The following is a 25600-nucleotide window of genomic DNA, read 5'->3' as shown; positions in this document are numbered from 1 at the left end:
ATCAACCCCAATTATGATAATCGGGGTTAACTATAAACTAAATTGATTTTATCTCTAAAAACTTCTGCGGCTCTTTTAGGGTTTGAAGTATAGATAACACTCCTGGAAACACTGATAACGGCCTGCTTGCCTACATATTTAACGGATAATTCAAGATCTCCCCCCTGAACCCCCACGCCAGGAATTAATATAGGAATATCTCCAACTATTTTTTTAATCTCTTTTAATTCTTCAGGACTTGTAGCGCCAACAACCAAACCACAATTATGGTAATGATTCCACTCTTTAACATGCTTTGCCACGGAAAGATACAAAGGAGATTCTTTGTCTGATGCCTGAAAGTCTCTAAACCCTATATTGCTGGTTAAACATAGAACAAAAATCCCTTTTTCCTGATATTCTAAAAACGGCTCTATTGAATCATGCCCCATATAAGGATTAACCGTAACGGCATCCGCCTTATAAACATCAAAAACAGCTTTTGCATAAGCATGCGCAGTATGCCCTATGTCTCCTCTTTTGGCATCTAGAATAACAGGTATGTTTTTTTGCTGTATATAATCTATAGTCTCTATCATAGCTTCGAGACCGTATAATCCATAAGATTCATAAAAAGCTATGTTGGGTTTATAAGCACAAACAAGATCGCACGTTTCATCAATAATATATTTATTGAATTTAAAAATGGGGTCATCGTCTTTGAGGAAATCTTTACCTATTTTAGAAACATCAATATCCAACCCTATACAAAGCTGGCTGTTATTTCGAGTTATAGTATTTTCAAGGTATTGATCAAACTTCACAGTCAAAAAACCTTTTTATTTGTTAATTTTAATCCAACACCTTGACGCATTTCTTTCCAATCAGGGTATTGGAGGCTACAAACCTTTATCTTCTGGCAAATTTTCATCAACCAGATTGGCTTCATATTCAGCTTTTTGACGCTCTTTTTCCGCAAGCATATCTCCGATTGTTACTTTGCTGTCTTCACCGCTGTTCTGTTCTTTTACTGCTGCTGCATCTTTTTCAATTTGTACTTCTTTGATAGACAAACCGATCTTTTGTTCTTCGGGAATAATTCTCAAAATCTTAACCTCAACAAAATCCCCGGGTTTTACAACACTATCTGCAGCCTCAACTCTCTCTTTTGAAAGTTCTGAGAGATGAATTAATCCCTCTAACCCTTCTTCCAATTCAGCAAACACCCCAAACTTTGCAATTCTAAGTACTTTAACTTTTACAATTTGCCCTGCCTTATATCTGCTTAAAACAGATTCCCATGGATCCGGCTGTAATTCTTTAAGCCCCAAAGAGACCTTTTTGTTTACATGATCTACACCCAAGACAAAAACATCTATCTTCTCTCCCACTTTCAAAACTTCGCTCGGATGCTTAACTCTTTTCCATGAAAGTTCAGAAAGATGAATTAATCCTTCAATGCCCCCTAAATCAACAAAAGCGCCAAAACTCTTTAAACTTGAAACAGTTCCAGATCTAACCTGACCGACTTCCAATTCATCAAGAACCTTAGAGGCGTCAAGTTTGCCTTTCTCGTTTTCTCCCAATTTATGAGATAAAACAACTTTGCTCTGTTTGCGATTAATTTCTATAACCTTTACAGGCAATTTTCTGCCCACAAAAGAATCAAGAGAAACTTCAGGGTTTTTGGCTACCTGGGAAGCAGGGATAAAACCCCTTATTCCTCCTACATCAACAACTAATCCCCCTTTAACAGAACTTATAACTTTTGCCTCTATAACTGTTTTGTTTTTATATGCTAAATAAGCTTTATTCCAATCAGACTCAAAATCAGCATTTTTCTTTGAAAGCAATACGTAGCCTTCCTTGCTTTCCAGTTTTTCAACCATAACCTTAATCTTGTCTCCAACTTTTATATTCGCAGAAAGTTCTCTCCCATCTACCCAGCCATCAGATTTATAGCCAACATCAACAAGGGCGCCAGAAGGATCAATTTTAACAACAACTCCTGGAACAATCATTCCCACAGAAAATTCTTCTTTAAATGTTTCATCATAAACTTTAGAATCAGGCTTTTTCTCTTCTTTTTTCGCCAAAGGAGGATTTGTTTTAGGCGGTAAATCCATAGGAGTCGCTTTCAAAACAGATTCTTCTTTTGTCTCTTTCTCCTTGGGTTTTTCAAGCTCTTTTAAGGCGCCAGCTATAAGTTCGTCAACTTCACCTTCCGCGGATATGCTATTTTTAGAATCAAAAGTAGTACCTTCAAATTTTTCTTCAGTCATAATTACTTATTTTATCACAAAAAGCTTCAAGTCGCAAATATGAGAAGACTCGGAGCAGCGGGATTTGAACCCACGACCTTCCCGATGGCTCCGCGCATCGGGACGCTCTATACAAAAGCTAAGAAGACTCGGAGCAGCGGGATTTGAACCCACGACCTCCTGGTCCCGAACCAGGCGCTCTACCAAGCTGAGCCATGCTCCGAAAAAATCGGGGCGAGCCGATTCGAACGGCCGACCTCTCGCACCCCAAGCGAGTGCGCTAACCAAGCTACGCCACGCCCCGATAGCTTATAGCTAATTACTTATAGCTTAGCTGCGTAATTATATCATACAGACTGAATTGCTTCAGAAAGCTTCTTTTCTTTGCCCGCAATAATTCTGCTGAGATCCGCACGGTGAACAAAAAGGGCTAACAATAAAAAGAAAATTCCAAAAATAAAGCCGATCAACCCCTCACCTAACCACAAAAGAATAAAAGGAGTAAAAAATAGAGTTATAATAGTAGATAAAATTAAATACTTCGTCACAACAATGAAAAGAGAATAAACAATCAGGCAAAACCAAATTGCGAAAGGATTTGCAGCCATAATAACTCCAACAGTCGTTGCAACTCCTTTTCCCCCGTTAAACTTAAGATAAACAGGAAAATCGTGTCCAACTATAGCAAAAAAACCCGCTAAATAAGGATAAAAATCTGAGACAAAAAACAACTTGGCTGCAATCACAACAACAAATCCTTTTGCCACATCTAAAAACGCAGCAAGTATAGCTATATGCCTGTTCCCTGTTGTGACCAAAACATTCGTAGCTCCAACATTGCAAGACCCTCTCTCTCTGACATCCACTTTCGTAAAAATTTTAGGCAATATATAGCTGAAGGGGATTGCCCCAATTAAATAAGATGTAACTATAACTATAAAAATCATTATCATAAAAAAATCTCAAAAAATTACAGGGGATATCTTTATCGCTTTACAGGCCTTTATGGGCATTATAACACTTTGTTTTAAGTCTCTACTTCGTTATCCTATTCAGACCAAACGCTTTATGCAAAATCTGAACTGCTTTTTTACCATCCGAAGCCTTTACTATACAGGAGATTTTTATTTCAGAAGTTGCTATCATTTGAATATTAATCTTAGCATCTGCCAAGGTTTGAAACATTTTTGAGGCTGTCCCTGGCTGTGAAACCATCCCAATCCCCACAAGAGAGACCTTACAAACATCATCATCAAATACAATCCCTTCGGCCCCGAGTTGTTCGCCAATTTTCTTTGAAACTTCGACAGCTTTTTTAAGCTCGGATTTTTCAATTGTAAAAGCCATATCGGCTTGAGATTTTTCTGAATGAATGCTTTGAATAATCATATCAACATTGATTTTATCGGCTGCCAGAGCCGAAAAAAGTTTTGCCGCAGTTCCCGGCTTGTCTGGAATTTTAAGAACTCCGATTTTTGCTACATGTTGATCAAGTGCGATCCCCCTTACAGCCTCTTTATTTTCCATTTTAGATGCCTCCTTAATATATGTCCCTTCTACATCACTTTTGCTCGAACGAAGATGAAGAACAATGCCATAAATACTCGCGCATTCAACCGATCTTGGATGCAATACCTGGGCGCCAAGAGAGGCAAGCTCCAACATCTCTTCATAAGAGACTGTTTTTAATTTACAAGCATCGGAACAAATTCTGGGGTCAGTCGTATACACACCATCAACATCCGTATAAATATCACAAACATCCGCCTTCAAAGCCGCGGCAATGGCAACGGCGGAAGTATCTGAACCTCCCCTCCCAATAGTTATAATATCTCCTTTGCTGTCAACCCCTTGAAAACCAGTCACAACAACAACATTGCCAGCCTTAAGTTCTTTTTTCATTCGACCAAGTTTTATATCTTTAATTCTGGCTTTTTTATAAATATCTTCCGTAACAACACCAGCCTGTCCCCCTGTTAAAGAGACCGCCGGACACCCAATATCTTGAAGGGCCATCGTCAGAAGAGCGGCAGAAACCTGTTCTCCCGTAGAAATCAACATATCATATTCCCGAGGATCAGGACTTGAAGTAACCTGGTGCATAAGGGCGATTAGCTCATCAGTTGTATGTCCCATTGCGGAAACAACAACAACAACATGATTTCCTTGATCATGAACTTTTTTAACCCTTTCGGCAACTTTTTTTATTTCTTCCGGTGTTCCTACGGATGTACCACCGTATTTGTGAACTATTGTAGACATATTTAATAATATTATACCATCTTTTATAAACTATAAACCCCGATTATCCTAATCGGGGTGAATAATCGGGGTAAACTCGGATTTTACATAAAATATTATTTTTTATTTCTGCCGACAACAACCGTCGCTATCTCTTCATAAGAAGGATAAACAATAGTTCCATCCATACCCGGAGGTGTTGTTTTTTTGCTAGTTGGGATAAGAATTTCCAACGGCAATCGCTTATAATGTTTTTGAACCCTCTCCTCTTTTAAGAAAACGTATCCCTTACGTCTCCCCGCGTTCGGATCCGCAATGTAACATTTTCCATCTATATTTATTTCCACCCACGCATGAGGCCTTTCATTTAAAAAACCTTTAACAAGGCGAGATTCATATCCAAGTTCCTGATATGCCATTTGAAGGGCCAAGGATTTATGTCTACAGCATCCCGACCTTATAGCCCAAAAATATCCTACCGACATCTTCTTTTCATGGTGTTCTTTAACCGCTTGTTCCCAAGCCGTTTCAGAATCATCCCAAACCGTTGTAAAGTGATTATCAACCCATTCACAAACCCCTTTTGCCCTTTCCAACTCTGTAAGAGACGACAACTCAACCCCTTTTTCTGCTGCTCCTCCTAAAAATTCCAAAGTATTTTCATCATCTTCCACTGCCAAAATTTCTCTCGGCACGCGGCCCGGATATAACATCCCATTTTCAAGCGAAGGGGGATCATAAACCCTGACGTATGGAATTTCATCTATCTTTTCGATGTTAATTGTGTGAAAAATATGTTTAGTAGCAATAGAATCTAAAGGAAAAGAACTCCCTGACGCAAATCGCAAGGTATCACCTTCCCGCAGCATATACCATCTATTTACCATCAATTTTTTATCATTTAAAAATGTCCCGTTTCTGCTCCCTATATCTCTTACCCAATAAAATCCGCTCAGCATAAAAAATTCCGCGTGGCTTTTGGAAATCTCCAAATCTTTCAAGTCAAGTTTTTTAAAATAATTTCCAGATCCTCTTCCTACAATAAGCCTCTCTCCAGAGCTCATAGACAACAATGACCCTACCAGAGGATTAAATTGACAGTCCCCGGCATCTCTTAAATTTTTAACTGGCGGAGTTACACCTCTTGAGGGTGGAATACCTTGTATTGCGCTCACATAAATAAATCGGCCTAAAAACGCATATTCTTGCATCCATACTGCAAAACTATGATCTTGTAACTCTTCCAAACGTTCCATTTTGTTGCCATCCGAAAACTTATATGCAAGCAGAAGTTTTCTACTGTCAAAAAAATCTTATTTGGAACAACTGAACTGTTACATGGTCTTACTTTGACATGTAAGCAAATAAATGATATTCTAAAAAAACTTCTATGGAAATAGAAAATTCTTTTTCATTTACAGCGCCTATAATAGAATACAATGTAAATCTTTTTTCTGATGAGATTTTCAAAAAAGCTATTTACCTGTTTAACTCGGGAAAATACAACGAATCGATAAAAGAGACTTTAAAAGCAATAAATTCAGAATCGATAAAAGACTTTAAAAAAGATTCTTTTTTAATTCCTCACGGATCGATAACATTAAATATAGAAATTAAAGAAGATAAATATACAATTTCATCAAAATTTTTAAAGCTCCCATCGTCAGGAGTTATCGCCCTGCTCAGAAAAACAGCCGAAATAAATTTCGAATCACTTACATTATCACAACTTGTGTTAAAAGATGGAAATCTTTTTTTTGAGTTTAAAGCTCCTCTCCATTTATGCCATCCTAAAAAAGTTCTTTCTGTCATTTGTGAAACTTGTTTTAACGCTGACTATTATGATGATATATTCTACTCTCAATTCAAGGCGGAAAGGACTTATACCCCACAAATTGAAGAGATACCTCAAAAGACAAAAGATACCGCATGGAATATTTTTCAGGAAACACTCAAAGAATGTGGCCAATATATAGAATATTTTGAACAAAAAAGATTGAATTACCTGGCACTAGACTCTATATGTATAGCACTTACAAAGATTGATTATGTTTTTTCTCCTCAAGGGCTGCTTGGTGCTAAAATAGAAAAAAGCATATCAGACGCCTATAAACACAACTCTCTTGAAGATGCTCTAAGAATATCAAAAGACAACATTAAATATCTTACTGAATTTACAAAAGAAAATTTCTTTGCTTCGCTTTATAAAATAAAAATTTTTGCGGCAATCAAGCCTGCGGCTGATTTTATGACAGTTCAAAATTCCATTGGCCAACGTTATGCCTCAGCAAAACAGGAATTTTCAGAAGGGAAACACGAAAGTGCTACGTGCCTCCTGTTTCTTGCAATTTACGATCTTTTTTACAAATATACTTGCAGCTCAAAAATAAAAAAAATAGCATTAAAAGGATTAAAAGATGCATCTCAAAAAAAATGGAGGGATGCGGGAATCAAGCTTATAAATACATTGTCTTCAATTATGGAAATAAAGGAATAAAAAAACTCAATGGAAAATTTAGATCAGATATCAAAAATAGTTGTAAAAGTTTCAACTTCCGAAGGGAGCGGCAGCGGATTTTACATAAAAAGTAAAAACTTAATAGTCACAAATCACCATGTTGTAGCAGGACAAAGGTTTGCCGCCATTGAAAAACAAGATAAATCAAGATATACGGCAAAAGTAATAATGATAGATCCTAGGCTTGATGTTGCGCTGCTTGAACCAAATGTTCAACTTGAAAATATGCCAGATGTCCAAATAACACAAACTAATACTCTCCAAAACAGGGACAAGGTATTGGTTATGGGGTTCCCTTACGGCATGTCATTTACAATAACAGAAGGGATTGTCTCTTCCATTAAGCAGCTTGTAGGCAACCAAGATTACATTCAAACAGATTCCGCAATTAATCCAGGCAATAGCGGAGGGCCGCTTGTAAGTATGAACGGAGAAATACTAGGAATAACAACAAGCAAGCTTGAGAATGCCGAAAGCATGGGATTTGCAATTCCAATAGAGTCGATTCCAAAGGAATTTGATATTTTCCAAAAAAACAAAGACAAGCTTTTTTCAGTAGTATGCCCTTCATGTGAAACCTTAATATTTAAACAAGAAGATTTTTGCCCAAATTGCGGTCAATCTCTCAACAAAAAATTCTTTTTAGAAAGCAGGCTCAATCCTTTGGCACAATTTGTAGAAGAGGCCTTAAAAATAATAGGAATTGATCCGACAGCTACAAGAGATGGCTTTGATTATTGGAAATTTTACAAAGGGAGCGCGCTAATTAGAGTATTTGTATACAAAAATGAATTTTTATATGTAACTTGTCCGCTCGTCGTTTTGCCAAAAACAAATTTACAGGACATCTTTTCTTATATTTTAAGTTCTCCTCTTGAGGAAGGCTTTACTTTTGGCCTTTTTAGCCAAGAAAATACAATATATTTGTCATATAGGGTTCACCTTTCCGACATTGAAAATGAAACCTTTAAAGAAGAAATAAAAAATAAAATCGGGAAAATATTAAAAAAATCAGATGAAATGGACAATTTTTTGATAGACAAATTCAGCTGTGAACCTTCAAAACATTCTAAAGTATAAGTGTAAGCACATCATCAAAACTAATCTCTTTTTGCTCCGAGGTTGCCAAATTTTTTAGAATTGCCTTGCCTGATTTTACTTCGTCTTCTCCAACAATCAAAACATATTTCACGTTTTGTCTGTCGGCATCTTTCATCTGCGACTTTAAACTCTTGCCAACATAGTCAATGTCAGCCTCATATCCCCTTTTTCGAATCTGAAACAACAAATCAATCCCTTTTTCTCTCCCCTTATCTCCCAATGTTACAACATATAACATCTTCCTCCTGTGGTCAGTGTTCTGTTTTCCGTGTTCCGTGTTCTGTTTTAAAATCTCCACAACCCTATCCATTCCAATAGCAAATCCAACCGCTGGTGTCGGCTTCCCGCCAAATTCTGCAACTAGATTATCATACCGCCCTCCACCGCAAACCGCATTTTGAGCTCCAAGTTTACCGGAAACTATTTCAAAAGTTGTTCCCGTATAATAATCAAGCCCTCTCACCAGTCTGTTTACAGTTTTATACTTAATAGAAAATTTATCTAAATAGACCTTAACCTGCTCAAGCTGATTTCTACAATTTTCACATAGGTAATCTTCGATAATCGAAGCGTTATTTATATATTCCTGGCACTGTTTATTTTTACAATCCAAAATTCTTAAAGTATTTACCTCAAGCCTGTTATTGCAATCTTCACACATACTTTTTATGTTAGAGGTAAAAAAATCTTTTAGGTTTTTAAGATATTCCGGTCTGCACTCTGAGCAACCAACCGAATTCAAATTGACTTCCAAGTCTTTTAATCCGAGCCGGTTCATTATCTGCTCGGAAAGCAAAATTATCTCTGCATCTAAAGCAGGGTCTTTGGATCCAAATACTTCGACCCCTGCCTGATAAAACTGGCGGTAACGTCCCGCCTGCGGCCGCTCATATCTAAACATCGGTCCAATGTAATAAAGCTTTGTAACTTTGTCGTTTTCTATTAGATTATTTTGCATAGCGGCACGGACAACAGGAGCAGTCGCTTCGGGACGAAGGGTAATACTTCGATCGCCTTTGTCCTTAAAAGTGTACATCTCCTTTGAGACAATGTCTGATGATTCACCGATTGAACGGGCAAATAGCTCTGTCGATTCAAAAATAGGGGTCTTTATTTCGTGATAGTTATAAAGCCTGAAAAGCCTCCGGCATACAGCCTCAAGCCCATGCCAATATGGCATATCAACAGGCAAAATATCGCGCGTTCCGCGCTGGGATGAAAATTTCATCATATTTTTGAAAATTATAACACAAAAAAACATAAAGTCATGATATACTTTTATAAAATAATGAAGAACCCCGATTATTCATAGACTAACAGAATTCACCTCGATTATCCTAATCGGGGTTCAAGTAGGCAGTTGGCAAATTTCTATAATCGGGGTTAAAAATGACTAATGAGTTATGGAATTGTATTTCATTAGTCATTAGATCATTTTTAATTTTTCATTCAATTTTATATGAAATACAAAGGCGTAATTGAAACTTATAGGGATTTTTTACCTGTCAATGAAAAGAGTCCTGTTGTAACTTTTTATGAGGGAAATACCCCTCTTATCAAGACAAACAAAATCTCTGAGCTCACTCAATGTGAAGTTTACTTAAAATACGAAGGGGCAAATCCTACCGGTTCATTTAAAGACCGTGGGATGTGCATGGCAATTACAAAAGCGGTTGAAAAGAAGATGAAAGCGGTAGTCTGCGCTTCGACAGGAAACACCTCTGCATCCGCCGCCGCCTACTCTGCCCGCGCGGGGCTTGATTGCATAGTAATTATACCAAAAGGGAAGATCGCTCTCGGAAAACTTGCGCAGGCGATGATGCACGGAGCAAAAGTTTTTGAAGTCGACGGAAATTTTGATCAGGCATTAAATCTTGTCCGCGAACTTGGAGAAAAATATCCGATCGAAATTGTAAACTCAATCAATCCCTATAGAATAGAAGGTCAAAAAACGGGGGCTTTTGAAATTTGCGACCAGCTAGGTTTTGTCCCCGACTATCACTGTATCCCCGTTGGAAATGCAGGAAATATTACAGCCTATTGGAAAGGGTACAAAGAATATTATAATAGAAAAAAGATTAATAAACTTCCAAAAATGACAGGATTTCAAGCCGCAGGGGCAGCCCCTATTGTACTTGGACATCCCGTCGAAAATCCGGAGACAATCGCAACCGCAATAAGGATAGGCAATCCGGCTTCATGGAAACAGGCGGTTACAGCAAAAGAGGAATCCGGAGGATCAATTTCTGGCGTCACAGATGAAGAGATTCTTTCTGCCTACAATCTTGTCGCATCGGCAGAGGGCGTCTTTTGCGAACCTGCGTCAGCAGCATCGATCGCTGGACTGCTTAAAAAATGCGAGTCTGGAGAAATTCAAAAAGGCGCAAAAGTGGTCTGCATCCTCACAGGACACGGATTGAAAGATCCGGACACAGCAGTCAAACATTCGACATTAAAGCCAAAAAGTATTACATGCTCGATTTCTGCCGTAGTTAAAGAATTGGGGTATGCAGCATAATGATAAGCGAACAAAAAATTACAATTTATAACTACGACAAAGATAAATATTCCGAAGAAAAGGCCTCTTTTGATGAATGTGTAAATTACAAAGATAAAAGCGGAATCACATGGATCGAAGTTAAAGATGTCAGTTCCGAACAATTACTGGAAAAAATAAGCAATTGCTACAATCTCCATCAACTAGTCCGTGAAAGTCTTTTGGAACAAAACAAACGGTCAAAAATCGAAGACCACGGCAATTATCTTTTTATACTTTTGACCACCATGTCCTATTCGGCCGAAACCGACGAAGTCTCTTCCGAAGCAGTGGATTTAATTTTGGGGGATAATTACGTTATCACATTCAGTCATGGATCAACAATTGACCAGATTTTAGAGCCCACTAAAAAAAGGATTAGGACGGGAGGAACCCGATTGAGGGAATCCGGCACCGACTATCTTGCTTATCGTATAATAGATGCTTTGATCGATAATTATTTTAATATTTTAAAATCGTATGGAGAAAAAGTTGAGCTTCTTGAAGAGGAGATTTTTAATCGCGGAGAAAAAGAGCTCCTTTTGCATATTCAAAAACTCAGAAGGGATATGTTGTCTATTCGGGAATCGATTTGGCCTCTCAGAGAAGTTTTAAACTCCCTTCAGCGGGGTGAATCACGCTTAATTCAACCGGGAACCCGTATTTACATCCGCGATGTGTATGATCATACGGTGCAAATCATGGAAAACCTGGAAACATCCCGCGATATGACTGCATCAATGCTGGAAGTCTATTTATCTACTGTAAACAATAAAATAAACGAAGTAATGAAGGTGCTTACGATTTTTTCTACTATATTCATGCCCCTCACATTCATCTCCAGCATCTATGGAATGAATTTTCACTATATGCCCGAGCTCACATGGAGATACGGTTATTTTTCAATTTGGGCTCTAATCCTGATTGTCGTTTTTTCAATGCTTTTGTTCTTCAGAAAAAAACATTGGTTTTAACCCTGATTATTCACCCCGATTAGGGAATCGGGGTTCATACCTGGGGAAATTTCCAACACTCTGCTAGAATTCTGTTCGTCTATGAATAATCGGGGTTAACTCAAAGAGAAAACAGGTGTAAAGTGTAAGAGCAGATTATCTCTGTTATAATATACTTATAAGTAAAATGCAAAATTTTGATATAGTAATAGTTGCAAATAGCCCTGGAGAGCTTTCTGCTCTTGCAATGCCCATTATCCAGAAATTCAGACAAAAACTTCCGGAAAGTCGCATTATCCTGGTTTTAACCCCATGTCAATATTCATCAGGAAGAGAGATTGAATTTGCGCAAAACAAATTAAAAGTTGATTATATTATCCCTCCTGAAGATTACAAAAAATGGTTGCTTGGAAAATCTCTAAAAAAAGAAATCGCATTTAAAAAAGATGGTTTTGTTCTTTTTATAGGTGGAGACCTTTTACATGCTAAACTCCTGGCAAGCAGATTAAATTATAAGGCTTACGCCTATCTTGCAGGTAAGTTTGTAAAATGGATATCATCCTACGAAAAATTTTTCGTGCCAGACGCAAAACCTTTTAAAAAGAAGATCCCCCCTCAAAAACTCCTTGAAGTTGGAGACTTAATGACGGAACTTCCGTACATTACAACAAAAGAAGAAGCACAGAAAAAATGGAAGACAAATAAAGAAGATCCGGTTCTTGCCATGCTTCCGGGAAGCAGGATGTGGGAAATAAATCATATTTTGCCAATATATGAAAAGATAGGGATTCTTTTAAAAAAAGAAAGGCCGAAAATCCAACTAATGCTGATAATCTCTCCATTTAACTCAATAAAAGATTTTGAGCAATTCAAAGAACACAATGTTTTTGATGTTTTTGCTTACTTAGATTCAATTAGAGCTTCTGATATGGCAATAACAATTCCCGGCACAAACACAGCGCAACTTGCTGTTCTTGGGATTCCAACTATTATGATTTTTCCACTAGATAATCCAGATGCAATTCCACTGGAAGGGCTTGCAAATTATATAACATCAATACCTGTTGTGGGCAAATTAATAAAAAGGACAATAGCCAAAATAATAAATACTAAAACAAAATATTTTGCGCTTCCCAACATCAAAACAAAAAAAGAAATCATTCCTGAATTCAGAGGAAAGATAAAACCACAAAAAATAGTGCAACATATACTAAACTTAATTGAAGATAAAGAAACGTTGAAGAGGACTTCGGGAATGCTTAAGGCCAGCATGCAGGTTGCTGATGCGTCAGAGAAGATTGTGGAATCCATAATAAGGGATCAATTTACAAATGAAAAATGAAAACATTTATTAGATTATTAAGCTATCTAAAACCATATAAAAGAACCATATTAGGTGCTTTAATATGTATGATCTTTTTTAGTTTATGTAACATAGCAATAATCCCTCTTGTCGCTAAAATATCAGAGGCCATTGGGAACAAGGATTTCTATCTCCTTAATATAACTGCGTTAATAGCGCTTGGCATCTATTTTCTAAGAGGCTTTGTTACTTACGGACAGGGATATCTTATGAATTTTGTAGGCTATAGGGTAATAACAGATTTAAGGTTAAAAGTGTATACTCATATGCAAGATTTATCTCTTGATTTTTTCAGCTCATGGAGAACCGGAGATATTATTTCCCGCCTTCTAAGTGATATACAAACAATTCAATCAACAATTGTCGGAACCATAACAGAAACAACCCCTAATATAATAACCCTGTTTGGCGTGCTGGGATATCTCTTCTATTTAAACTGGAGATTAACACTTTTAACTTTAATAGTAATTCCTTTCTTGGGCATTTTTATCAGTTACTTTGGGAGCGAGATGAGAAAAGTGTCACACCATGCTCAAAGAAAAATTGCCGATGTCTCTTCAATTCTTCAAGAAAAAGTAGCCGGAGTTAGAGTTATAAAATCTTTTGCCATGGAAAAACATGAAGTTGAAAAATTCCATAAGGAAAATGAACAAAATTTTTGGGCATTTATGAAACAGGCACAAATAAACGTAACACAAACACCGCTGCTTGCCTTTATACAGATGGTAGCCATTTTGGGGCTTATATGGTACGGGGGGGTTGAAGTTGTATCGGGAAGATTATCCTCCACAAATTTAATCGCTTTTTTTTCGGGAATTGCCCTTCTCGCCGATCCTGTTTCGAGGCTAGGAGCTATTTCAATTTCCATCCAAGGGGCGCTTGCATCAGCAGATAGGTTATTTGAAGTAATCGATATAACTCCATCAGTTATAGAAAAGCCCAATGCAAAAGCCCTAGATATTGTAGAAGGCAAACTGGAGTTAAAAAATGTCTCTTTTTCTTACGAAAACGATGCGGAAGTCTTAAAAAATATAAGTCTTGCTGTAAATACCGGAGAAACAGTGGCAATTGTAGGAAGATCGGGTTCCGGTAAATCTACTCTAGTCAATTTAATCCCAAGATTTTATGATGTAAAAAGCGGAGAAATATTGATAGACAACAACGACATTAGGGATCTTAAAATATATGATCTTAGAAAATGTATGGGGATAGTCCCCCAAGAGACGATCCTTTTTTCAGGAACAATAAAAGATAACATATCTTATGCAAAAATAGATGCGACACAAGAAGAGGTTGAAAAAGTAGCTGTCATGGCAAATGCACATGATTTCATAGCTTCTTTTCAAGCAGGGTACGATACTCTTGTCGGAGAAAGAGGAATAAGACTCTCAGGAGGAGAGAAACAGAGAATCGCAATTGCCCGAGCGCTTTTGAGAAACCCCAAAATATTGATTTTTGATGAAGCAACATCCTCTCTTGATACTGAATCTGAAAAATTAGTTCAAGAGGCAATAGACCACCTTATGCAAAACAGGACAACCATCGTAATTGCTCACAGATTATCTACAGTTCAACATGCAACTAAAATAGTTGTTTTAGATAAAGGTCAAATTGTAGAAGTAGGCAAACATGAAGAGCTCTTATCAAAAAGCGGCATTTATAAGACTCTTTATGAAATGCAGTTTAAAATATAATCAGGGAACTATTGCAAAACCAAATTTTTGTGTGGTGACTTGTAAAGAATAGACTGAAGTTTGGGGTGGTATTATGTAACAATCCCTCAGGATAAAGAAGTCTTTAGGTTTTGCTGAAATGACACAAAAAAATAGATTATGAAAAAAATATTATTTATTACAAACGGTCATGGAGAAGACCAAACAGCCGCAAAAATAATAGAAAAATTGCCAACGGATATTGATGTCAGCGTCATGCCAATGGTTGGGGATGGCGCCGTTGTAGGGGCGTTTCGCGAACCGTCCCAACCGATAAACCTTCTCGGCCCCAGAAAATCTCTTCCCAGTGGAGGATTTTCAGCAAGAAATTTGTTAGCCTTGCCAAAAGATATTATAAGCGGTCTTCTTGGCCTGTTGTATTTGCAAATAAAAACTTTAAAAAAATTAAGGGGCCAATTTGACCTTGTTGTAGCAATTGGAGATATTGTGCCAATCTTTGCAGCATTGATTACAAAAATCCCCTTTATATTTGTAGGAGTAAACAAATCAGACTATTACAAAACATTTGGATACAATTACACTCCATGGGAAAAGTGGCTATTAAAAAAATACGCAAAGATTGTTTTTGCAAGAGATGCCCATACATCAAATTCCCTTAAAAAAGATGGTATTAATGCGGTTTACAAGGGAAACCCATTGATGGACGGGATTGGAAGTTATGAAATAATTGAGAAAAAAGATGGTGAAAAGATCATAGGTTTTCTTCCCGGAACAAGAAAAGAAGATATACCAAAAAATATTGAAGATTTTGGAAAAATTGCGAAAGAATTGTCGAAAATTGATAAAAATTTCCGATTTTTGGTAGCATGCAAATCCGTAAAAGCGTATTGCAATTCGCCCCAACAAATGCAACCCCAATCCTTCGAAACCTTAATTTACAATGCGGACATCATAATCGGACTGTCGGGAACCGGCAATGAGCAAGCCGCGGGAATCGGCAAGCCGGTTATCTCTTTTTTAAGTAGAGGCTCGCAATACAACAAAAAATTTGCCCTTGCGCAAAAAGAATTATTGGGAGATGCTCTAACGTTGGTTGAACCCTCCCATAAACCCCAATTATTCACCCCGATTAGAAAATCGGGATTCATACCTGGGAAAATTTCCAACACTCTGCGAGAATTCTGTTCGTCTATGAATAATCGGGGTAAAATGGCGCAACTATGGACGGCCATAGCAAAAGAGACAGTTGCAATTTTAAATGATGCTGCAAGATATAACCACATATCAGAAATAGGCAAAGAGAGGATGGACAAGGGAGGGGCAGTAAACCAAATTTCTCAATATATTCAAGATGAGGTAAAATAATCTCAACCATGTTTACAAATAAGAAAAAGGGTGGACCATTAAGCCTAGTTTTTCTTTCCTGCCAACCGCATTGTGGACAATGGACAAGAGAAAGCCACGATATACAAGCATGGGCTTCCGCAACAAATGGGGATACTTATAACTCTTGTCTTCTACGATTGCTATCAAAAATTAAAGATTACAAAATAGCAATGATAGAGCTTAGACATCACAATTTTCATCTTATAGAAAAAATAAAGAAAAAATTCCCTCACATAAAACTTATAGGGGTACAAGAAGGATCCTTGCATTCTCCTGACAATGAATACAACACAAAAATAAGAGTCGGATATGTAAAAGCATATCAAAATGTAGATGCTCTGGGAGTCTTAATTTCTGATTCTATATCCCATTTCGAATCTATCACAGATAGACCTGTTTTTTGGCTCGGGGTCCCTTTCCCTGTCAAATGGGCAAAAAACCATCTAATCTCTCCAGAAAAAAAGAGCCCTCTAATAGGGTTTCAAAATACATTTACAAGCAGTAAGGGGGGATTTACAAACTTCTTCTTGCTAAAACAACTCCAAAAACTAAACCCTAAACTAAAAGGGTTTAGTTATAACACTGATTATAAAACAGAAAATAATCTTGCTAAACAATTTAATGTCAACTTAGAATCCAAACCAACAAAAAGTTGGCAGGATTTTTTCATAGATCACGCAAAAGCTTATATATCAATCCATATGGACTATAGGTGGTCGTGGAATAGATATAGCCTAGACTGCGCGGCCGCAGGAATCCCATGTATAAGCACCCCCCATACAACCACCCACAAACTTTTATTTCCAAAACTTTGCGTAGAACCATTTGACACCAAAAAAGCCATACAACTTGCATTGAAGCTGCTGGAAGATAAAGCTTTTTATAAAGAATGCAGAGAGTATGCCTTGGAAAAATCAGAAATATTTAATTTCAAAAACTCAGAGGAAAGATTAAAAAACTTTCTAAGAACAAAAGGATGGATTAATTAATGCAACACAAGCCTTATCTTATACTTGTTGGAGATTATTTTCACGGGAGCGCCGGAGTAAAAGTTCTGCACAGATTGTGCCATCTTTTAAATGAAAAAGGAGAAAAAGCCTATATCTACGGAGACAAAAAAACCAACCTTAACTGGCAATGTCCAACCATTTCCGTATCACAGGGTAAAAAGCTTATAGAAGAAGGGGCTATTGTAATTTATCCCGAAGCAGAACAGGGAAATCCTCTTTTCGCGAAAAACATTGTCCGTTACATATTAAACAAGCCCGGGCTTATAGGCGGAGATAAAACCTACCCTGACTCTGAATTATTGTTTGCCTATGTAAAACAATTATTACAACCAGGGATGACACAAGAAAGAGTCTTATATATCCCTGTAATAGACAGAGAAATATTTTATAGCACAGGAAAAGAAAAAAGAGATATAGACTATCTTGTCTATGTCGGAAGAAAAGACAAAATAAAAGGATATTCTGAAAAGTTTAAAATATACAGGCACAAACCGGCAAAACAAGAAGAGCTGGGCAATCTGTTTAGAAGATGTAAAAAACTTATTTCATATGACAACTTTTCTGTCACTATTTTTGAGGCAACCCTCTGCGGCTGTCCTGTAGTTATAATCCCCGACGGGAGCAGGACAAGAGAAGATATAGAAAATCAGGAGATCGGATTTGCAGGGATGGCGTGGGGCGATTCAAATGAAGAGTTTGAAAAGGCCCAAAAAACAGTACACAAATCAGAAGAAAACCTAAGCAGCATAGAAAAAGAGATCGGCCCTGCCATTTACAATTTTATAAAAATCTCACAGGAATATGCGCGAAAAAGAGATCTTTACAGAATAGAAAAAAAGAAAAAATCGATAAGCATAATAATTCCGACATTGAACAATCTTAGCCTCCTTGAGACAAATATCCCAATACTTATCTACAACCTCCCTAATGATTATGAACATGAAATTATAGTTGTAGTAAACGGCACAAAAGACAATACAGAAGAATTTTTAAAAGTTGAATTCCCGCAAATCAAAATAATCCATTTTGATGCTCCTATCGGTTTTTCAAAAGCTTGTAATGCCGGCGCCAAAGAGGCAAAAAATGATCTTCTTTTATTTTTAAACAGTGATATTAAAGTTACAAAAAACTTTCTCTTAAAGCTTGTAGAACATTTTACAAGAGATGATCTTTTTGGGGTCTCCCCTAAAATCTTACGTCCAAATCAAAATATGCTAAACGAATCTATAATAACAGGCTCTTTCAGCGGAGGGATAATAAGCGCGGAGTTTAACAAAATAAAAGACTCAGAAAAGATAAAAACTCCAGTTGAGATTTTTGGGCTCTGCGGAGCTGCAATGTTAATCGAGCGAGAAAAATTTAAGGAAATAGGCGGTTTTGATGAGGCATTTACCCCATGCTACTACGAAGAGACCGATTTATCATACAGAGCGTTAAAACGCGGATGGAAAATAATATATGAACCAAACTCCATCGTTTTTCATGATCATGACCAAACCATAACCAAAACACTATCTAAGTCAAAAGCGATGTTAAGCTACAGGAAAAACCAATATTTATCAGTCTGGAAAAACATCACTACGCCAACATTAATCATTAAACATATTTTACAAATGGTCATACCCAAAATACTCATACCAAATACCATAGAATGGAAAGCTTTTTTAAGCGCGTTAATACAGTTGCCCTATATTTTAAAACAAAGAAAAAAACAAAAAATCTTAGCCAAACTTACGGATAAAGAAATTTTCAATAAAGCTAAAACGCAAATTAATGATATTAGAAAAGCCTCAAAAAATGAACCCCGATTATCATAATCTGGGTGAATTGCACCATACAAACTAAGGGATACGAGATTTATAAAACAGTGTTATAATATATACAGGAGTTGATGGTAATGGGACTAACTTTTGTAACTGTAAATTTAAGAGCTAGTAAAGATGCTCCAAATTCTTATGAAGACAAGTTTTTGGTTGATACAGGAGCAACAGATTCAATGGTACCAGGGAATAAGCTTACAGAGGCAGGGATTGAGCCTGTCGGAAAAACTGTTTATGAAATGGCAGATGGCAATATAAAAGAATTCCCTTTTGGATTAGCTATAATTGAATTTATGGGAGAAAAGACTGCGGGAAGGATTGTTTTTGGTCCTGACAACTGCGAACCTCTTCTTGGAGTTACAGCTCTTGAATCTGTAGGAATATTAGTAGATGCGGCAAATAAAACCTTAAAAAGAATGCCCGCCATTCCACTCAAATAAACTTTAAATGAAATTTATTCTAATTGAAAAAATTATTATCCGTAATACTAGGTCTGTTTGATTTGTCTTATAAAATAGGACTGTAGACTTTAGTCTGGGGTGGCATTACACAACAGTCCCAAAATTGAGGTGTGAGAATAGAAGCCAATCAAATCAAGAAAATCCTCATAATCCGTCCCGACGCAATCGGCGATTGTGTGCTAATAACACCTGCTATTTCTCTTGTAAGGGAAAAATTTCCAAACAGCCACATAGCTGTCTTGTGCAGTCCCTATACAAAAGGAGTTTTCATAAACAATCCCGACATAAACGAAATCATAGAAGATACAAAAAAGATAAGGCTTTACAGGTTTATTCAAAGAAAAAAATTTGATCTTTCAGTCCACTTTTATAATGAATTCCATTATGCTCTACTTGCAAAACTTGCAAAAATAAAATATCGGCTCGGAGATATATCAAAACCGCTTTTAATCCCCTTTTATAATATAAGAGGGAACTGCAGGTGGAATGATTTAACACTTCACGAAACAGAACGCAATATTCTCCTTCTTTCCCCTCTTGAAATTTCACCCCGTTTATTCACGGGAAAACCAGAAATTAACCCCGATTTCCTAATAGGGGTGAATAATCTACCGCAAAATCCTGTGTCTCTTAAAATTAAGCCGAATTATGAGCTGAGATCAAAATTTGAACAAGAATATCAGCTAAAACCAGATGATTTTGTTGTCGGAATTCATATAGGTACGGGGAAAGGGAACAAAGCTTGGCTTCCCGATCGTTACGCGAAAGTTATCGACTACTTGATAGAAAATAAAAAATCAAAAATTATATTAACAGGAAGTAAAAAAGATCTTTCTTCTTCACAAAAAATAATACAATTATGTAAAAATAAACTTATAAACCTGGTTAATAAAACAAATTTAGAAGAATTAATAGCAATAACATCCAGATACAATCTATATATAGGAGTAGATACTGGCCCTCTTCACATAGCAGCAGCGTTAAAAATTCCAACAGTAGCAATATTCCCTACTAAATTTGTAAAGCCGACAGAATGGGGGCCTTGGGCAACAACTAATGTTATCATAAGAAAATCAACAAACTGTTCACAAAAGTGTCTCCCAAAAGCATGCCCTTTTGAAGACTGCTTAAAAGCAATTTCTGTGGAAGATGTCATTGCAGGAATTAAAACTCTTATGGAAAACCGCGGGAATAAGACCATACCAGAATCAAAGGCTGATTGGTTAAAAAAATCAATCAATGTTTTTACCAATAGGCAGGAAATAATCCGCGAACTTTCGGTCGCTGGCTATCACGCCGTGGAAATAGGCATGGCGGCAAGTCCTATCAAACTTATGAAACAGATGATAAAAGAAGATATAAATATTATACACTGGGTAGGCGTTCATTGCCCAACCGCATTAAAAATCGCGAGGTTTTTGGCAACACCATATCTGCCAATTCCCCCAATGCTTCTACATGAAAAAGAACAAAAAGATTTTTCAGTAAAAATTTTAATTAACAATTATATAAGGAGCTCACAATAATGAAAAAAGATATCCTCGCGTTAGCAGCCTTAGGTTTTGTATTATTCATGCTTTTTGCGCAGTTAATCCCGATAATAGATGGAGATACAGCCTTTTACGCGACCATCGCCAAAAATATAATAAAAAGCGGAGACTTTATAACGCTAAAATTTGTCAACACGGGAGATATCATCGATAAACCTCCTCTTGCAATGTGGTTTATGGCAGTTTCATTTAAGCTGTTTGGCATAAATGAGTTTGCGCTATCCCTTTGGCATTCGCTGTTAGCTATAGGGACAGTAATATTAACATATTTAATGGGGAGAGAACTTTTCGGGAGGCGGGGAGGCCTTTTGGCGGGATTAATCCTAATGCTATCCTGCCAATTTTTTTATATAACAAGAACACCAATGCTTGATATCCCGCTGACCTTTTTTATAACAGCCTCTTTTTACTGCATATTTCGATTAAATGGCACAAAATATTGCGCAACCACTACATCTCCAATTTATTATTACATTTTTTCTATTGCGTTGGCGTTGGCTCTGTTGACAAAAGGACCTGTGGGTATTGCAATTCCACTTGGCGCCTTAATAATCTTAAAATTTCTTACTCTCACAACTTTCGACAAAACCCATAACTCACAACCAATCCACACAAATCTTTTTCATCTCTTTATGTCAACGCTCCTGTTTCTTACAATCGCAGCTCCCTGGTTTATTATTGAATACAAAATCCTTGGCCAACCATTTGCAAATCTCTTCTTCCTGCGAAATTTCTTGAGATTTTTTAGGCCAACCGATATCATTGGAAACTTAAATACAATAGCGCCTCAATATGATTTTTATTCTTACTTTTTGCAAATATTTTTACTTTTTGCGCCTTGGGGCGGGTTTGTATATCCCGCGATTTTCTATGGCTTCAAAAATAAAAATCAAAGACTCTTTTTAGTTTGGGCGGCTATCGCAATCGGAATTTTTGCCTTTTCGCTAAATTACAAAATTGGAAGATATATACTGCCCGCATTTCCCGCGCTTGCGATAATTGTTACCAACCTATTAGAAAATATTATGGAAGAGGGCGAAAAATTAAAGAAGTATATTTTAACTTCCGCATGGCTGAATACAGTCTTATTAATTCCGCTTTTTTCTATTGTAACTATCTATTTATTTATATCTTTTCCCAAAGAGATACAAGCTTTTAAGCCAATAGCCCTCCCTTTCCTAGTTGTTTTTTCATCGGGACTAATAGCAGGAACAATCTTTTTGTTTAAAAAAGAGGTTGAAAAATCTATAATAACTTTTGTAACCGCCTCAACGTTATCTTACATCATCTTTATAATTATGGCTGGTCTTTTTATTAATAAAGCTATGCCGACGAAGATACTGATGCAGGCAATGAATGAAATTGGGAGTGAACACAAAGAAGATAAAATAATAGCAATTGTTTATAAAGGAGAAGAACCAAGGCAGGAATATTTTTATATACAAGACAGCTTGTTTGATAAACATGCAAATATGGATGGGCCACTATACTATATTGCAGACCGAGAAGAGCTTGTATCAACATTTAAAACTAATTTACGGAAAAAAAATCCGGACATTCTTGTTGGAATATCAAAAGAACAAGAGATTAAAAAGATAAAGCAAATTAAAATAATAAAAGAGATAAACGGATATATATTGTTTTTATCCCGTAATAGTTATTCACCATGACTTTTCAAGTGTCTGATATTAGCAAGCACACGTTCAAGCTCTTTCAATGCCAGAGGAAAGCGCGCTGTCAAATTCATATAATATGAATGTTCTTTCAATCCGTTTAAGTAGTCAGTAGCTTGACTAAAATCATCGCAACTACAAGCCAATAATCTCTCCAATTCTGTACTCGTTTCATGTTTATAATGTATAGAAGATATCATTCTAGGAGATATTGTTTCTTTAGGCGCTATCGCTTTTCTTGCAATAGTCCGGGCCAACAAAGATAAATTATTCAGATATGTAATATTTTCCGAACTATCCTGCATCATCCACAAAAATCCATGCCATAAATTACATAAAAAAAGCGCCTGCGCGAACGAGATGTCCTTACTTAATTTTGATCCATCTATGATAGAACTAAGATATTCAAATTCTCCTGAATTTAAGTAACATTTAAATAAATTAACGTACGCTTCATCTGTCGCGTGAGGAAAGACGTTTACTTCTTGAAAGTCCTGTATCGCCCCCCAAACAGAAGGTTTTGTTTTACTATTTGATGCTTCAAAAATTGTATTTCTAAGTTTAGAAGCTTGCGAACAAACGCTATTAACTTCTATATCGGAAAGAAAACTTTGAGGAACAAGAAAAACCTTTTTTGAAATAGCCTCTCCAGGCTTATTCTTCATAAAAAGGGCTGCCGTATAAGAAACATGCCTTAATCCGATACCAAAAAAAGAGGGGAGACTTAATAAACCTATAACATCTTTTATCTCTTCTTGAAATAAAGGTAACTTTGTTTCAAATTCTTCACGTACCCGATCATCACAATAAATATCATTAACTCCATAATATTTCATGTATCCGTTAAATGTCGGATAGTTTGCCATAGCTAAAGGATTTCTTGCCGCAGCCTTAATTACAGCTTTACACTCTTCACCAATAAACGAAGGCCTCAAAATTAAATGCTTGACTTTTCCATATTTATTAATCATTTTAACAGACAATAAAATCCCCTCCATTTAAAAAATTACTATAAGAGCAATAAATAATCACATATTATCATCGATCCCGCCTTCAAAAAATTTCACATGTTTTTTTAAAGACTTTAAAAAATGGGACTGTTGCGAAATGACAGTTTTTGCAATTTGTCATCCCCGCGAAAGCGGGGATCTATCTTGTTTTCTGAAAAATAGATTCCCGTTTTCACGGGAATGACCATTTCGCAACAGTCCCAATAATAGGGCTATTGCAATTACAATAAAAAAAGTGAATTTTATTAAAGAATTCTACGAAATATATCAGAGAAAAGATTATGACCGGAAACATCACAGCAAGCACGCTTTTATTTTTCAATCCACCTGTCATTCAAAAGCAGGAGGGAAAAACCTCTTTGGCAACCCCAGAAAACAAATTTCTAACAGCTGCTATCCAGCAAATAATGATTGATTTTTTTGAAGAGATAGATCCGATTATCTCTGAAATAGAAAACACAATGGGTAAGTTAGCAATGACAGAAGACGAGGATTCCCTGATAAACTCCCCACAAAAAAACAATAATGCCCCGGAAAATACAACAAACAAGTTAAGGCTTTTATACTTAAAAAACATATTATATTCAAGGCCCAAAGATAAACTTTTTTATTCAAAAAAAGAGGTTAGGGGTTTTGATGAAATCATCGATGTATATCAGGAAATAATCCCTTTAATCAGAAAAGCTAAAACAATTATAGAAAAATTCAAAAATGAATATTTTGCTTTACTCGACGAACAAAACAAAGAAGTTGTTTTGCAGCTGGAAAGAGATATAGTCTTTTTAGAAAAGGCCTTTGCTTATGCACAAATTATTAACCCTGTCTGCTATAGCGCTGAGGACAAAACACTCCTTGTCGACACAAGATCAGATCCAAGCGCAATTATAAGCGCTCTTGCCGCCCTATACGACGAAGGATTAATCGCCAGGGAAATAGATATTAAGCGGCAAGAAAAAAACGAAGAAACAGCAACAGCAATTATATCTTCCATTCCATTCCCTTTTAATATAAACTCTGACAGTAAAACGACACTTGAAATGCTAAATAGAAGGGATAGAGTATATTATTACAATCCTATTCTAAAAAACAGACATAATATAGAGAAACATCTGGCTCAATTAATAGATCAAGCAAAGCTACAATATAAGACATATATAAGTCTTGATGCCCTGCTTCCAGAATTTTCATTGACAGTAAAAGGAGAAGCAAACGTTCAAGAGGCAATAATTCGCAAAAGAACATTGGATCACCTGGACGCCACTTATTTAATTAAAGGACAATACAAACGTCCCCCCTACACTCTAGCCCCAAACGAAGGGATTTTTTACTATCCGATAAAACCGATCGATCACTAAAAAGCACAAAAGGGCTGCCTCGTTTTATGCAGATGTCAAGGTTTTATGCTTTTCAATGGGAAAGTCAAATCCTATGTGAGACAAAGATTCAAGTGGCATTTTAAGGCTTACATCCAAAAGTTCAATCCCCAATAGATTTCCATTACTATTTATGTCAATAATTATTCCTTCTTGAATTTTTATGGTTTTTTCAACTTTATCCTCTTGAAATCTTATATACATTGCGTCGGCCTGTTTATCATAACTTATATTCATTACTAATTTCCCTCCTCTAAATAATATGCCGTAATAATTATATAATCATCATTCTCCTTAACATAAACCACTTCCAATGTTTCTCCATTAATGTTTTTTTGAACCAAAATTTTGTTTGCTGCCCCTGGCAAAGTTTTATCCGGGTTAAAAACAGTTTTTTCTATAATATTTTCTGTTAATTTTCCTGACTTTCTCTTTTACAACAGCCCTCACCCAACATTCAGACAAAAGAAAACTTTTAGGCTTTCTCCCTCTCCCAGAGGGAGAGGGATTGGCAGCTTTTCTTTAATTTTACTAGGATCGATTTTTTGTCTTTTGTAATTTCGTTGTTAGCAATTCTTATTATCGTTATTCCTTCAGATTCTATTATATTTTGCCTTAAAGCATCATACTCTTTCTTCTTCAAATGGACACTTCCATCAATTTCAAGGCCAAGCCTTAATTCATGGCAATAA

General features: G+C 36.5%; 21 protein-coding genes, 2 tRNA genes and 1 pseudogene. 13 read left to right on the top strand and 11 right to left on the bottom strand.

Features of this window, described 5'->3' with window-relative positions; genetic code table 11:
- Nucleotides 1-26: 26 nt before the first annotated feature.
- The 7 genes from A2290_00905 to A2290_00875 form a co-directional block, all read right to left on the bottom strand.
- Complete coding sequence (locus tag A2290_00905) at nucleotides 27-803, bottom strand: orotidine 5'-phosphate decarboxylase (protein OGC14838.1); 777 nt, start codon at nucleotides 801-803, stop codon at nucleotides 27-29.
- 75 nt (nucleotides 804-878) lie between these two features.
- Nucleotides 879-2261 carry a hypothetical protein gene (locus A2290_00900; protein ID OGC14837.1) on the bottom strand — a complete coding sequence of 461 codons (1383 nt, stop codon included), beginning with the start codon at nucleotides 2259-2261 and terminating at the stop codon, nucleotides 879-881.
- Between the two features lie 128 nt (nucleotides 2262-2389).
- Nucleotides 2390-2463 (bottom strand) — tRNA-Pro (locus A2290_00895).
- Nucleotides 2464-2469: 6 nt separating this feature from the next.
- Nucleotides 2470-2544, bottom strand: a tRNA-Pro gene (locus A2290_00890).
- Nucleotides 2545-2587: 43 nt separating this feature from the next.
- Complete coding sequence (locus A2290_00885; protein ID OGC14836.1) at nucleotides 2588-3193, bottom strand: acyl-phosphate glycerol 3-phosphate acyltransferase; 606 nt, start codon at nucleotides 3191-3193, stop codon at nucleotides 2588-2590.
- Between the two features lie 82 nt (nucleotides 3194-3275).
- Entirely contained in the window at nucleotides 3276-4502 is a 1227-nt protein-coding gene (locus A2290_00880; protein ID OGC14835.1) for an aspartate kinase, read from the bottom strand.
- 95 nt (nucleotides 4503-4597) lie between these two features.
- Nucleotides 4598-5737, bottom strand: a complete 1140-nt coding sequence (locus A2290_00875; protein OGC14834.1) for a hypothetical protein — start codon at nucleotides 5735-5737, stop codon at nucleotides 4598-4600.
- 134 nt (nucleotides 5738-5871) lie between these two features.
- On the opposite strand from A2290_00875, the gene A2290_00870 reads away from it, so the two are divergent.
- A complete protein-coding gene (locus tag A2290_00870; GenBank protein OGC14833.1) occupies nucleotides 5872-6978 on the top strand; it encodes a hypothetical protein in 1107 nt (368 codons plus the stop codon).
- A gap of 9 nt (nucleotides 6979-6987) precedes the next feature.
- Nucleotides 6988-8079 (top strand): hypothetical protein, encoded by a 1092-nt coding sequence (locus A2290_00865; protein OGC14832.1) that lies wholly within the window; start codon nucleotides 6988-6990, stop codon nucleotides 8077-8079.
- On the opposite strand, the gene A2290_00860 is transcribed toward A2290_00865, so the two are convergent.
- Nucleotides 8069-9328 (bottom strand): histidine--tRNA ligase, encoded by a 1260-nt coding sequence (locus tag A2290_00860; GenBank protein ID OGC14859.1) that lies wholly within the window; start codon nucleotides 9326-9328, stop codon nucleotides 8069-8071. The genes A2290_00865 and A2290_00860 overlap by 11 nt on opposite strands.
- 231 nt (nucleotides 9329-9559) lie before the next feature.
- Here A2290_00860 and A2290_00855 point away from each other — a divergent pair, with 231 nt between their 5' ends.
- The 10 genes from A2290_00855 to A2290_00810 all read left to right on the top strand — a co-directional run bounded on the left by A2290_00855 (nucleotide 9560) and on the right by A2290_00810 (nucleotide 22522).
- Entirely contained in the window at nucleotides 9560-10618 is a 1059-nt protein-coding gene (locus tag A2290_00855; GenBank protein ID OGC14831.1) for a threonine synthase, read from the top strand.
- Complete coding sequence (locus A2290_00850; protein OGC14830.1) at nucleotides 10618-11610, top strand: magnesium and cobalt transport protein CorA; 993 nt, start codon at nucleotides 10618-10620, stop codon at nucleotides 11608-11610. Before A2290_00855 ends, A2290_00850 begins: the two co-directional genes overlap by 1 nt.
- A 166-nt stretch (nucleotides 11611-11776) precedes the next feature.
- Nucleotides 11777-12931 carry a hypothetical protein gene (locus A2290_00845; GenBank protein OGC14829.1) on the top strand — a complete coding sequence of 385 codons (1155 nt, stop codon included), beginning with the start codon at nucleotides 11777-11779 and terminating at the stop codon, nucleotides 12929-12931.
- Nucleotides 12928-14646 (top strand): hypothetical protein, encoded by a 1719-nt coding sequence (locus A2290_00840; protein OGC14828.1) that lies wholly within the window; start codon nucleotides 12928-12930, stop codon nucleotides 14644-14646. The genes A2290_00845 and A2290_00840 overlap by 4 nt, the downstream gene beginning before the upstream one ends.
- A 138-nt stretch (nucleotides 14647-14784) precedes the next feature.
- Nucleotides 14785-15990, top strand: coding sequence for a hypothetical protein (locus tag A2290_00835; protein ID OGC14827.1), 1206 nt, complete (start codon nucleotides 14785-14787; stop codon nucleotides 15988-15990).
- 8 nt (nucleotides 15991-15998) lie between these two features.
- Entirely contained in the window at nucleotides 15999-17000 is a 1002-nt protein-coding gene (locus A2290_00830; protein OGC14826.1) for a hypothetical protein, read from the top strand.
- Nucleotides 17000-18838: a hypothetical protein gene (locus A2290_00825; GenBank protein OGC14825.1), complete on the top strand. Its 1839-nt coding sequence runs from the start codon at nucleotides 17000-17002 to the stop codon at nucleotides 18836-18838. The genes A2290_00830 and A2290_00825 overlap by 1 nt, the downstream gene beginning before the upstream one ends.
- 80 nt (nucleotides 18839-18918) lie before the next feature.
- Nucleotides 18919-19281, top strand: a complete 363-nt coding sequence (locus A2290_00820; protein OGC14824.1) for a hypothetical protein — start codon at nucleotides 18919-18921, stop codon at nucleotides 19279-19281.
- Nucleotides 19282-19412: 131 nt separating this feature from the next.
- Nucleotides 19413-20828, top strand: coding sequence for a hypothetical protein (locus A2290_00815; GenBank protein OGC14823.1), 1416 nt, complete (start codon nucleotides 19413-19415; stop codon nucleotides 20826-20828).
- Nucleotides 20828-22522, top strand: a complete 1695-nt coding sequence (locus A2290_00810) for a hypothetical protein (GenBank protein OGC14822.1) — start codon at nucleotides 20828-20830, stop codon at nucleotides 22520-22522. Before A2290_00815 ends, A2290_00810 begins: the two co-directional genes overlap by 1 nt.
- On the opposite strand, the gene A2290_00805 is transcribed toward A2290_00810, so the two are convergent.
- Nucleotides 22510-23496 (bottom strand): hypothetical protein, encoded by a 987-nt coding sequence (locus A2290_00805; GenBank protein ID OGC14821.1) that lies wholly within the window; start codon nucleotides 23494-23496, stop codon nucleotides 22510-22512. The genes A2290_00810 and A2290_00805 overlap by 13 nt on opposite strands.
- Nucleotides 23497-23816: 320 nt before the next feature.
- Here A2290_00805 and A2290_00800 point away from each other — a divergent pair, with 320 nt between their 5' ends.
- Nucleotides 23817-24890, top strand: a complete 1074-nt coding sequence (locus A2290_00800) for a hypothetical protein (protein ID OGC14820.1) — start codon at nucleotides 23817-23819, stop codon at nucleotides 24888-24890.
- Between the two features lie 24 nt (nucleotides 24891-24914).
- On the opposite strand, the gene A2290_00795 is transcribed toward A2290_00800, so the two are convergent.
- Complete coding sequence (locus A2290_00795; GenBank protein OGC14819.1) at nucleotides 24915-25145, bottom strand: hypothetical protein; 231 nt, start codon at nucleotides 25143-25145, stop codon at nucleotides 24915-24917.
- 238 nt (nucleotides 25146-25383) lie between these two features.
- A pseudogene (locus tag A2290_00790) lies at nucleotides 25384-25600 on the bottom strand (hypothetical protein).

The sequence above is a fragment of the candidate division WOR-1 bacterium RIFOXYB2_FULL_36_35 genome (assembly GCA_001771505.1).
GTDB lineage: Bacteria > Margulisbacteria > WOR-1 > XYC2-FULL-46-14 > XYC2-FULL-37-10 > XYB2-FULL-36-35.
The sequence above is the reverse complement of the archived record's forward strand: the minus strand, read 5'-3'. Positions and strand labels throughout refer to the sequence as shown.

Coding starts and splice junctions, on each gene's coding strand:
- A2290_00900 (OGC14837.1), bottom strand. CDS start 2,261: ATGACTGAAGAAAAATTTGAAGGTACTACTTTTGATTCTAAAAATAGC.
- A2290_00885 (OGC14836.1), bottom strand. CDS start 3,193: ATGATAATGATTTTTATAGTTATAGTTACATCTTATTTAATTGGGGCA.
- A2290_00880 (OGC14835.1), bottom strand. CDS start 4,502: ATGTCTACAATAGTTCACAAATACGGTGGTACATCCGTAGGAACACCG.
- A2290_00875 (OGC14834.1), bottom strand. CDS start 5,737: ATGGAACGTTTGGAAGAGTTACAAGATCATAGTTTTGCAGTATGGATG.
- A2290_00870 (OGC14833.1), top strand. CDS start 5,872: ATGGAAATAGAAAATTCTTTTTCATTTACAGCGCCTATAATAGAATAC.
- A2290_00865 (OGC14832.1), top strand. CDS start 6,988: ATGGAAAATTTAGATCAGATATCAAAAATAGTTGTAAAAGTTTCAACT.
- A2290_00860 (OGC14859.1), bottom strand. CDS start 9,328: ATGAAATTTTCATCCCAGCGCGGAACGCGCGATATTTTGCCTGTTGAT.
- A2290_00855 (OGC14831.1), top strand. CDS start 9,560: ATGAAATACAAAGGCGTAATTGAAACTTATAGGGATTTTTTACCTGTC.
- A2290_00850 (OGC14830.1), top strand. CDS start 10,618: ATGATAAGCGAACAAAAAATTACAATTTATAACTACGACAAAGATAAA.
- A2290_00845 (OGC14829.1), top strand. CDS start 11,777: ATGCAAAATTTTGATATAGTAATAGTTGCAAATAGCCCTGGAGAGCTT.
- A2290_00840 (OGC14828.1), top strand. CDS start 12,928: ATGAAAACATTTATTAGATTATTAAGCTATCTAAAACCATATAAAAGA.
- A2290_00835 (OGC14827.1), top strand. CDS start 14,785: ATGAAAAAAATATTATTTATTACAAACGGTCATGGAGAAGACCAAACA.
- A2290_00830 (OGC14826.1), top strand. CDS start 15,999: ATGTTTACAAATAAGAAAAAGGGTGGACCATTAAGCCTAGTTTTTCTT.
- A2290_00825 (OGC14825.1), top strand. CDS start 17,000: ATGCAACACAAGCCTTATCTTATACTTGTTGGAGATTATTTTCACGGG.
- A2290_00820 (OGC14824.1), top strand. CDS start 18,919: ATGGGACTAACTTTTGTAACTGTAAATTTAAGAGCTAGTAAAGATGCT.
- A2290_00810 (OGC14822.1), top strand. CDS start 20,828: ATGAAAAAAGATATCCTCGCGTTAGCAGCCTTAGGTTTTGTATTATTC.
- A2290_00805 (OGC14821.1), bottom strand. CDS start 23,496: ATGATTAATAAATATGGAAAAGTCAAGCATTTAATTTTGAGGCCTTCG.
- A2290_00800 (OGC14820.1), top strand. CDS start 23,817: ATGACCGGAAACATCACAGCAAGCACGCTTTTATTTTTCAATCCACCT.
- A2290_00795 (OGC14819.1), bottom strand. CDS start 25,145: ATGAATATAAGTTATGATAAACAGGCCGACGCAATGTATATAAGATTT.